We start from the raw sequence: 9,341 nt of genomic DNA on the forward strand, positions 1-9,341 counted from the left end.
GTATTCTTGTCCGACTACTACCAAAAGGTTAAAATCAAAACTTAAAGAACCGCCGTATACCGAACGGTACGTACGGTGGTGTGAGAGGACAGATAGGGAAGTAATCCCTATCTTCCTACTCTATTATAGTAATCATATCTGCAATCCATTTTTGTGGAATTTTTTAACCATTTGATAGACGGTTTTTTTGACTTGCAGTATTTTCCCTAATTTGAGCGCTAATCTAAAACTACGCTATACGTATTTATGGCCAATCGACGTTCATTTATAAAAAAGTCTCTTTTGGGGACTGCAATCCTAGCCCCGACAATAAGTCAATTGTCCTGTGATGCCAAACAAAGTTCAAACGTGAAAGAAGGGTTTAAGCCTTTGGTTCTTTCTACTTGGGCGCATGGCATGCCTGCCAACGATAAGGCCTGGGAGGTTTTGGAATCAACAGGGAATGTGCTAGATGCAGTAGAGCAAGGCGTCAAAGTGACTGAGCTTGATCTTTCAAATCTTTCTGTAGGATTACAAGGATTGCCAGATAGGGAAGGAATTGCTACCCTTGATGCCTCGATCATGCTGGGAGATGGTTCTTGTGGTTCAGTAGGTTTTGTACGTCAAGTAAAGCATCCGATTTCCTTAGCGAGAAAAGTGATGGAAAATACTCCTCATGTCATGCTTGCAGGAGAGGGGGCTCGTCAGTTTGCGATTAGTGAGGGATTTGAATTGGAAGATGAAGTATTAAGTCCTCGAGCAGATGAGCTATTTCAAGAATGGAAAAAGACTTCTATGTATAAGCCTATTATCAATATAGAAAATCACGATACCATTGGGATGATTGCTTTAGGAGCTGATGGGAAAATGGCTGGTTCTTGTACCACTTCAGGTTTGGCTTACAAGATGCACGGCAGAATTGGGGATAGCCCAATTATTGGGGCTGGATTATTTGTGGATGATGAAGTAGGAGCTGCCACAGCGACTGGTTTGGGTGAATCTATCATCAGGATTTGTGGAAGCTTTCTAATCGTGGAATTGATGAGACAGGGAAGAAGCCCTCAAGAGGCTTGCCAGGAAGCAGTGCGTAGATTGATTTCCAAAAACAAAAATATTGACGATATACAAGCAGGATTTATAGCTTTCAACAAAGAGGGTGAGTTTGGAGCTTATGCTGTAAGGGCAGGGTTTAACTATGCAAGACACCACAAAGGAAGTCAGGAGTTGATAGATGCTACATATAAACTTTGATGAGAAAAATACTATTAGAATCGCCCGTATTTACAGTTCAAGCAGCGCTTCAAGCAGCAAAAGGTGGTGTTGATCGTATCGAACTTTGTGCTGATTTTGGAGAGGGAGGAGTTACTCCGAGTGCTGGTATGCTAAGCTACCTTAAGTCGACCATTGACATTCCGATATTTGTGATGATTAGACCACGAGGAGGAGATTTTTATTATGAAGAATCAGAATTGTGTATCATGGAAAGAGATATAGCCATTCTGGATGAATTGAATGCAGATGGTTTTGTTTTTGGGTTACTTGATGCTTATGGGAATGTAGACAAAAGGGCTTGTGAAAGATTACTGAAAGTTGCAAAATCTAAACCATGTACTTTTCATAGGGCTTTTGACGTGTGTCCAGATCATTCACAAGCGTTAGAAGATATCATAGCTTTAGGGTTTCAGCGTTTACTTACTTCAGGTGGGAAGGCGAATCCTGGGGAAGGCATGGGTAATTTGCTGCATTGGCTAGAGAGATATGGTGATCAAATCACAATCATGCCAGGGGGAGGTTTGAGTCTTGAGCATCTAGATCAGCTTTTGAATTCGGCTCAATTGAGAGAGGTGCATGCAAGTTGCAAGGTATATGTCGAAAGCGAGGTTCTGTTCAAGCACAATCCAGAGGATGTGAGTATGTCTATAGATCCTGAGCATTTCTATCACCGACTGACTGTTGATCCAACTTTAGTGTCAGCATTTCTAGCAAAAATTTCCCAGTAGGAGTAAAAACTTGTTCAAAGTATTCGATCAGATTTTGTGATCATTTAATTTTTAGGGTAAAGTACTTTTAAAAGTTTCAAGTACTGTTGTATTAGCCGTTTTGTAATGTATTTGATGATCGAAAGAGTTTTGGATTGCAATAGTTGTTGTGTTTTAGGTTATTTGGCATATATAATAATGGTAATTGTTTCTGAGTTAGTTTTTAATTTTGTAAATTACGTTTTTGATATGTGGTATTTTTTGTCTAATTTGAAAGACACTTAAACCCAAAAAACCATGGTAAAAAGCTTTCAAGGAGTGAGATTGGCTGAGCCCAAAAAACAGTCAACCTCTATACTCGTATCTGATCACATGTCCACAAACTTAGTGACTTTTCATCCTGATGATACTATAGATCAGGTGCTAGATCAATTGACCAAACGTAAAATTTCAGGGGCTCCAGTTGTGAATGAGAAAGGCGATTTGGTGGGGATAATTTCCGAGGTGGATTGTCTCAAAGAGATTATTAAAGGAAAATATTCAAATACGCCCTCCTTTCCTGGTACAGTGTCAGAGCACATGTCTAAAGAGGTTATTACGCTAAGTCCTGATATGTCACTTTTTGACGCAGCAAAAGAATTCTTAGATAAGAGAATTAGGAGATTTCCTGTTATGAAAGAGGGGCGACTTGTAGGTCAGATCAGCTTGTCAGATGTCATCAGAGCATTTCCTAAGTTAAAGTCTACCACATGGTAATATGTCATTATCTATCTTTTGCTAGATTATATCATGCTTCTTCACTTTCAATGAAGTGCCTTCAGTACTGATCACGATTACTGTTTCACCCTTGTCAATAAATTCGCCTCTTGAATAGGCATCGTACACTTCATCAGCTATAATGATTTTCCCACTCGGCATCAGCCTGGTATGTGTTAGGCCAGTTTTCCCGAGTAGATCATCATTATAGTTTGAAGATGTATATCCTTCAGTTCTTTTTTGAGTATTGGCTAAAGTTATTGTGCTGAATGCCTTCCATTCATTTACTTTTGGAGCAAAATAGAATATTAAGCCTATAGCAATTGTTGAGGAAAGAATCACAGTCAGCAGCGCAACAAATAATTCTCCAGAGGGGACGAATGTAAAGTCAAAGGCATCATTAGGGAGCATTCCCAGCGTAAGTCCTGCCAATATGCCCGCTATTCCTAGAATGCCAAAAACCCCAAAACCCGGAATTACAAAGAGTTCGATAGCCAATAAGATGATTCCTAGTATGAAAATAGCCAATTCAAAATTGGAGGCTAGCCCAGTAAGGTAATAAGGGATAAAGTATAAAATAATTGCCAAAATAGATGCTGCTAATGGAAACCCTACACCTGGAGTTTGTATTTCAAAGTATATTCCTGCAAAGATTATCAAGATCAAAAAACCACTTACTGCGGGATTTAGGAAAAATGAAATTATCAATTCTATGGTAGATTCTGAATAAGAAATAAGCTCATAATCTTCAATGCCTTGCTTTTGTATCACTTCTGATAGAGAGTTTGCCTGGCCCTCACTGAACCCGTTGGTTTTTGCTTCGGATGTAGAAAATGTGATTACTGTACCTTTTTCAGAAACTCCTTCGATTTCAAGGTTTTCATCAACCATTGCTTCAGCAATTTTTGGATCTCTTCCTTTTGCTTCCGCTGTACTTCTCATCATGGAGCGCATGTAGGATTGATACTTGTCAGGTGCTGCTTCTCCTCCTCCTCCCATAACTACCGTAGCGGCCCCTATACTTGCTCCTGGTGCCATGTATATGCTATCGCATGCGATTGATATCAGTGCTCCAGCCGAAGCTGCGTCTTTATTGATCCACACATGGATAGGCACTTTGGTTTCCAATATCATAGTACGAATATCATCCGCATCATTTACAGCACCTCCGTAGGTGTCCATTTCTATCACAATCACATCAGCTTGTTTTGCATTTGCATCCTCTAGTGCAAGCTTAACTTTTCTATTCATTCGAGGATCGATATCATTCTTGATTTCAAAAGTGTAAACTTTCTTCTTTTCACTTGAAATTTCTTCCTGTGAAGCTTGTGCCAAAGTTGTACATGTGATGATACTCAAAAGAATAAATAAGAAAGTCCTCATAAGTTCGTTGGTTATTAGAATTTGAATATACCCATATTTTGATTATGTCTAATTCTTGATTGTTAATTTGTCTAAATTATACTCAATTGCAGCCTTCATTTCACCTTGTTTGGAATGATTTATGGGACTCTTCAAATCAATACTTGCAATTGAAAAAATTAATCAGAAATTTGTGCTTTGGAATTTGTCCGAGTTAATTATGAAAAGAATCACATTCATTACTTTATTGTTCATTTATAGCATGAGTATTCATGCTATGGAAGCTGCCTTGCTTGATTCAGTCGGAGTTGAAAGAGTAGGTGGCAAAACTTTTATTATCCACCAAGTTGAGCAGCAGGAAACCTTATTTGGGATCTCCAGGAGATATGCGGCATCTGTTAACGACATCGTACAAGCCAATGAAGAATTAAAAGCTGGGCTAAAGATGGGGCAGAGAATCAGGATACCTTATGTGGAGCCTGAAGCGCTTCCTCAAGGATCAATCCTGCACAATGTAGCTCAAGGAGAGACATTATTTGCAATATCCAAAAAGTACAATGTTGCTGTTGGAGATATTATGGCTTGGAACAACCTCAAGGGAAATGATCTAAGCTTAGGACAGTCTTTGGTTATCAAAGGAGTAGAAAAGCCCGTAGCAGAAGTAAAGCAAGTTGCAGAAGCCACTCCAGCTACTATGTCCAAAGCTGAAGAGCGTAAAGTTCAGGCTGTAACAAAAGCAGAGGAAAAGAAAGTGGATGCCAAAGCCAAAGTGGAAGAAGCAAAACAGAAAGAAAATGCAGCTAAAGAAGCAGCTTTAAAGCAGTCCGAGTCAGCATCTTCTACTGGTGATATGAATTTTCCTGGAGAATGGATCTCTCATACAGTCGCACAAGGTGAGACTTTGTTTGCAGTTGCCAAAATGTATGATTCAAAGGTCGAAGATCTGATAAATTGGAACGGATTGACTTCAAACAATCTTTCGGTAGGTCAAAAACTTAAAGTTGGAAGGGGCGCGTCAGGGCCTTCAAAAGTTCCTGTAGTCAGCTCGACAGTACCTGTGATTGTAAATAATGAGAAATCTGAAGCAACGCTAACCACTGCAAAAACAGAAGATACTTCATATAAGAATATCAAGGAAACAGGATTGGCCGAGGTGATCGATGGTACGGGAAACCATAAAAAGTACCTGGTCCTTCATAGGGATGCACCTGTTGGGACGATCATGAGGGTGAGAAATGAAGAAAATGATATCACCATTTTTGCAAGAGTGGTGGGTAAGCTCCCTAGCACAGGCGATAACAGTAGGTTAGTCGTAAAAGTGTCTAAAGCAGCATTTGATCAACTTAGAGCTGTCAATTCAAGATTTCCTGTAGAGGTTTCGTATTGATATTGATTGAGTTATTATGCAAAAAGGCAAGGTTTCCAATGAACGTTGCCTTTTTGCATTTATCCATACTTTGGTATTCTAATCTTAAGAGAGTACTTTTGTAGGGACTTTAGTCATTCCTATGAATAAATTACAACTCATACTTCATCACTCATTTCGATACATCTGGAATGCACTGTTTATAATTAGTTATCCGATTTTGGCTACTTTTGGATTACTTTTTATAGGGATTACCTATACTTTTTCCGCACTATCCAGAATAGTTTCTAGTTTTGGCTCACAGGATGCCACTAGTCTGCCACAACAGTCAGAGTGGGAAGATTTACCTAATACAAACCAACTGATAGAAGCAAAACTATACAAGCAAATCATGTTTGGTCCTTCTTGTTATCAATTGAGAAGAAAAGATGGAGTACCTTCAGTATTACAAGACCACTATTTTGGAGGTAAAGTACGGTTTTTAGACGAGGGAATTCTTCTTGAGAAATGGAATGCAACAGATTCAAAATTGCTTCCTGACTTTGATATTTGTTTGTATTCTCCTGATGAAGATAAACTTTCTTCGTTGACCAATATCAAATGCTTTGATTGGCATTTGTCAGGAGTGGAGGATAAGTCTCTTTCTTTCAAATGGTTTGACGGTATCCAAGGCGGCGAAGTAACCATAGCACGATAAAATGGAATTGAAGGAATTTTTAGATTCAAAAGTTGAAGCATATAATCAGCCTAGTTTCATTACTTTGGATCCCATATCTATTCCTCATAGGTATACAAAAAAACAGGATATTGAAATTTCAGGATTTATAGCTTCAATACTTGCTTGGGGTCAGCGAAAGACCATTATCAACAAGTGTCTAGAATTGTTTGCGATGATGGATGATGCACCACATGAGTTTATGTTGCATCACAGTGAAAATGATCTGAAGCCATTCTTGAATTTCAAACACCGAACTTTCAATGATATTGATACGCTCTACTTCATAGCGTTTTTTAGCTGGTATTACAAAAATTATGATAGTTTAGAGTCAGCTTTTTTGATTGGTTATGAGCAGGGTGTCGATGTAATGGAAAAACTCCTATCCAACTTTCATGAATTTTTCTTTCAACTAGAAGAGGCTCCCTCTAGGACAAGGAAGCATATCGCCACCCCTAAAAGGAAAGCTGCATGCAAAAGGATCAATATGTTTCTCCGTTGGATGGTGAGAAAAGATGATGCTGGGGTGGATTTTGGTATCTGGAATAACATTCATGCAAGTCAGTTGATTTGTCCATGTGACCTCCATGTAGATAGGGTAGGCAGAAAACTTGGCTTGATATCTCGGAAGCAAACAGACTGGTTGACCGCATTAGAATTGACTCAAAAACTTCGTGAATTTGATCCAATGGATCCTGTAAAATATGACTTTGCTTTATTTGGTCTAGGAGTGGAAGAGAAGTTTTGATTTCAGGTTGATCAAGGTTTTGAAATACAAACGAAAAGTAAATAGATACCGAAGTTTTGCGAATTTGGAAAAAAGGATACTTGTGTTGACTTCCAGAAAAATTATTTAAATTCGTACCCTAAACAACAAAACACTATGAAAAAATCAAACGCTTGGATGTTGGCTATTTTGATGGCCGGATCATTGACCTTCTATGGTTGTGGCGGAGAGACTAAGACAGGAGAGGTTGAAGAAAATTCTGCCACAGAAATGGAAGAAACCGCCCCTGCGCAGGAAAGGGCTAGTCCATTGAGAAATGTGGAAGGAAAGGTAGGTGATGATGTCACTTTAAAACTACAATATGGTGCACCTTCTGTAAAAGGTAGGGTGATTTGGGGAGATCTAGTGCCTTATAATGAGGTGTGGAGAACAGGTGCCAATGAAGCTACCTTTGTGGAGTTTGACAAGGATATCAAAGTTGAAGGTTCAACACTGCCCGCTGGCAAGTATTCTCTTTTTACCATTCCTAGAACTTCAGGAGATTGGACAGTTATATTCAATTCCGAGTGGGATTTGGAGCATGGTCATTTTCAATATAAGGAGGAGAATGATGTGTTAAGAGTTACTTCAACTCCTTCTTTCGTGGATCAAAGTCAAGAGCAACTTACCATTGGAATAGAATCTCCAGGCTTAGTTGTGAAATGGGAAAAGCTAGTTCTTCCGATTGTAATAGAGTAGTAAAGATTTTGAGTCTAAATAAAAAAAAGGATAGGTTGAACAACCTATCCCTTTTTTTTTATTTCATTATCTTGATTTTTCGAGTGCTCTTTCTACGTCTTTGATAATATCTTCTTTATGTTCAAGTCCTACCGATAGGCGAATCAGACCGTCAGATATGCCGACTTTTGCGCGCTCTTCCTCGCTTAGCTTGCTGTGAGTAGTGGAAGCGGGGTGAGTGATGATGCTTCTACTATCTCCGAGGTTGGCTGTGACAGAGATCATTTTTAGCTCATCGATGAATCTTTGGGCTCTTGCGAGTCCACCTTTCAAGGTTAATGTTATAATACCTCCTCCATGCTTCATTTGTTTTTTGGCAAGGTTGAATTGAGGGTGGCTTTTGAGGAATGGGTATTTCACAAAATCTATGTCTTTACAGTCTTGAAAATATTGGGCTACATTCAGCGCATTTTCACAATGTCTGTCCATTCTTACAGCTAAAGTTTCCATACTTTTTGCTAAAATCCAAGCATTGAATGGAGAAATAGAAGGTCCTGTGTGTCGTGTGAAAAATTGAACTTCATCTATCAAATCTTTTTTTCCCAAGATCAAGCCACCTAAAACCCTCCCTTGCCCGTCAATGTACTTGGTAGCTGAATGGGTGACTATATGGGCTCCCCATTTGGCAGGTTGCTGCAAGTATGGTGTTGCGAAGCAATTGTCTACCACTAGGATCAGGTTATGAGCAGCTGCGAAATTTCCCACCCATTCCAGATCTATGATTTCCAAGCCAGGATTTGATGGAGTTTCGATAAATAACATTTTTGTATTAGACTGGATTAATTTCTCCCAATTGGCAATATCCGAAATATCACCATAAGTAGAAGAAATCCCCCATTTCGGAAAAACTCTTGTCAATAGCTGATGGGTAGAACCAAATAATGATCTTGAAGCTAGCACATGGTCTCCTTGCTGAAGCAGTGAGGCCATGCTGCCAAACATTGCAGCCATTCCAGATGCTGTAGCAATGCCACTTTCGGTACCTTCTGCGGCACATACTTTCTCAATCAGTTCTGATGAATTGGGATTTGCGTAGCGCGAGTATATGTTTCCTTGGATTTCTTCTGCAAACATTGCCCTTGCTTCTTCTGCAGAATCAAAGGTAAAACTTGAAGTTAAATAGAGAGGTGCAGAGTGTTCTCTTTGATTAGACTTTGAAGCATTTATACGTATAGCATCTGTTTCGAAATTCGACATATGGATTCAATGATTAAAGTTTAGAAATTTTGGAAGGACAAACCTTTCTACCCAAAACGCTTGAGCTGTGGTAGAAACAAATGAATATGGATCAAATACAAACCAAATTCTTAAGCTATAAACGCTCTGATAAGCAATCAGGGTTTGAGGTAATATCCTAAATAGATGTGATCTTGTTGACATAAATTCTAATTTATAGTTCCCTTTTAGGGCAGGTTTTGGCACCTTTCATTTGGGTATGATGGTTGCCAGAGGGTCACAGAGCCTGTTCTCTCACCTCTTCTTTATAAATCAGTAAACTGAAGTGCCACAAAGAAAAGGGCAAATTCTTAAAAATCAAAATTTAAAAAATATATTCAGCAATTCCGATTTTAAATAATTGAAGTAGTTTGATCAATTTGCTTTAGAAAATAGACATAGGATTCCCATGACCCTGTTTCCAGGGAATTCTTTTTTTTAATTAAACCAGTTTTTGTGTTTTTG

Annotated in this window: 9 protein-coding genes and 1 riboswitch; of the genes, 7 read left to right on the plus strand and 2 right to left on the minus strand. The window is 38.9% G+C overall.

Annotated features, from left to right (window positions below):
* The first annotated feature begins 396 nt into the window (after positions 1-396).
* From MM239_RS20015 to MM239_RS20025, 3 genes are all read left to right on the plus strand, one after another.
* Positions 397-1,230 (plus strand): isoaspartyl peptidase/L-asparaginase family protein, encoded by an 834-nt coding sequence (locus tag MM239_RS20015; RefSeq protein ID WP_394801529.1) that lies wholly within the window; start codon positions 397-399, stop codon positions 1,228-1,230.
* Positions 1,230-1,979 (plus strand): copper homeostasis protein CutC, encoded by a 750-nt coding sequence (locus MM239_RS20020; RefSeq protein WP_241350106.1) that lies wholly within the window; start codon positions 1,230-1,232, stop codon positions 1,977-1,979. Before MM239_RS20015 ends, MM239_RS20020 begins: the two co-directional genes overlap by 1 nt.
* A 276-nt stretch (positions 1,980-2,255) precedes the next feature.
* On the plus strand, positions 2,256-2,714 hold the full coding sequence (locus tag MM239_RS20025) for a CBS domain-containing protein (protein WP_241350107.1): 459 nt from the start codon (positions 2,256-2,258) through the stop codon (positions 2,712-2,714).
* 21 nt (positions 2,715-2,735) lie between these two features.
* On the opposite strand, the gene MM239_RS20030 is transcribed toward MM239_RS20025, so the two are convergent.
* Positions 2,736-4,097, minus strand: a complete 1,362-nt coding sequence (locus tag MM239_RS20030; RefSeq protein ID WP_241350108.1) for an NfeD family protein — start codon at positions 4,095-4,097, stop codon at positions 2,736-2,738.
* Positions 4,098-4,296: 199 nt separating this feature from the next.
* On the opposite strand from MM239_RS20030, the gene MM239_RS20035 reads away from it, so the two are divergent.
* The 4 genes from MM239_RS20035 (at position 4,297) to MM239_RS20050 (ending at position 7,622) form a co-directional block, all read left to right on the plus strand.
* Positions 4,297-5,463: a LysM peptidoglycan-binding domain-containing protein gene (locus MM239_RS20035; protein ID WP_241350109.1), complete on the plus strand. Its 1,167-nt coding sequence runs from the start codon at positions 4,297-4,299 to the stop codon at positions 5,461-5,463.
* A gap of 121 nt (positions 5,464-5,584) precedes the next feature.
* Entirely contained in the window at positions 5,585-6,139 is a 555-nt protein-coding gene (locus tag MM239_RS20040) for a hypothetical protein (RefSeq protein ID WP_241350110.1), read from the plus strand.
* A gap of 1 nt (position 6,140) precedes the next feature.
* Positions 6,141-6,905, plus strand: a complete 765-nt coding sequence (locus MM239_RS20045) for a TIGR02757 family protein (protein ID WP_241350111.1) — start codon at positions 6,141-6,143, stop codon at positions 6,903-6,905.
* A gap of 135 nt (positions 6,906-7,040) precedes the next feature.
* Positions 7,041-7,622, plus strand: coding sequence for a DUF2911 domain-containing protein (locus tag MM239_RS20050; protein WP_241350112.1), 582 nt, complete (start codon positions 7,041-7,043; stop codon positions 7,620-7,622).
* 66 nt (positions 7,623-7,688) lie between these two features.
* Here the strand turns inward: MM239_RS20050 and MM239_RS20055 are convergent, their stop codons facing one another.
* Positions 7,689-8,858 (minus strand): trans-sulfuration enzyme family protein, encoded by a 1,170-nt coding sequence (locus MM239_RS20055; RefSeq protein WP_241350113.1) that lies wholly within the window; start codon positions 8,856-8,858, stop codon positions 7,689-7,691.
* A 190-nt stretch (positions 8,859-9,048) separates the two neighbouring features.
* Positions 9,049-9,151, minus strand: a riboswitch (SAM riboswitch).
* Between the last annotated feature and the right edge of the window lie 190 nt (positions 9,152-9,341).

Origin of the sequence: Belliella filtrata (assembly GCF_022549775.1) — a bacterium.
Taxonomy (GTDB): Bacteria; Bacteroidota; Bacteroidia; order Cytophagales; family Cyclobacteriaceae; genus Belliella; species Belliella filtrata.

What these genes read in the sequence shown, in the direction of transcription:
- MM239_RS20015 (WP_394801529.1), top strand. Translation starts at nt 397, where the DNA reads ATGCCTGCCAACGATAAGGCCTGGGAGGTTTTGGAATCAACAGGGAAT.
- MM239_RS20020 (WP_241350106.1), top strand. Translation starts at nt 1,230, where the DNA reads ATGAGAAAAATACTATTAGAATCGCCCGTATTTACAGTTCAAGCAGCG.
- MM239_RS20025 (WP_241350107.1), top strand. Translation starts at nt 2,256, where the DNA reads ATGGTAAAAAGCTTTCAAGGAGTGAGATTGGCTGAGCCCAAAAAACAG.
- MM239_RS20030 (WP_241350108.1), bottom strand. Translation starts at nt 4,097, where the DNA reads ATGAGGACTTTCTTATTTATTCTTTTGAGTATCATCACATGTACAACT.
- MM239_RS20035 (WP_241350109.1), top strand. Translation starts at nt 4,297, where the DNA reads ATGAAAAGAATCACATTCATTACTTTATTGTTCATTTATAGCATGAGT.
- MM239_RS20040 (WP_241350110.1), top strand. Translation starts at nt 5,585, where the DNA reads ATGAATAAATTACAACTCATACTTCATCACTCATTTCGATACATCTGG.
- MM239_RS20045 (WP_241350111.1), top strand. Translation starts at nt 6,141, where the DNA reads ATGGAATTGAAGGAATTTTTAGATTCAAAAGTTGAAGCATATAATCAG.
- MM239_RS20050 (WP_241350112.1), top strand. Translation starts at nt 7,041, where the DNA reads ATGAAAAAATCAAACGCTTGGATGTTGGCTATTTTGATGGCCGGATCA.
- MM239_RS20055 (WP_241350113.1), bottom strand. Translation starts at nt 8,858, where the DNA reads ATGTCGAATTTCGAAACAGATGCTATACGTATAAATGCTTCAAAGTCT.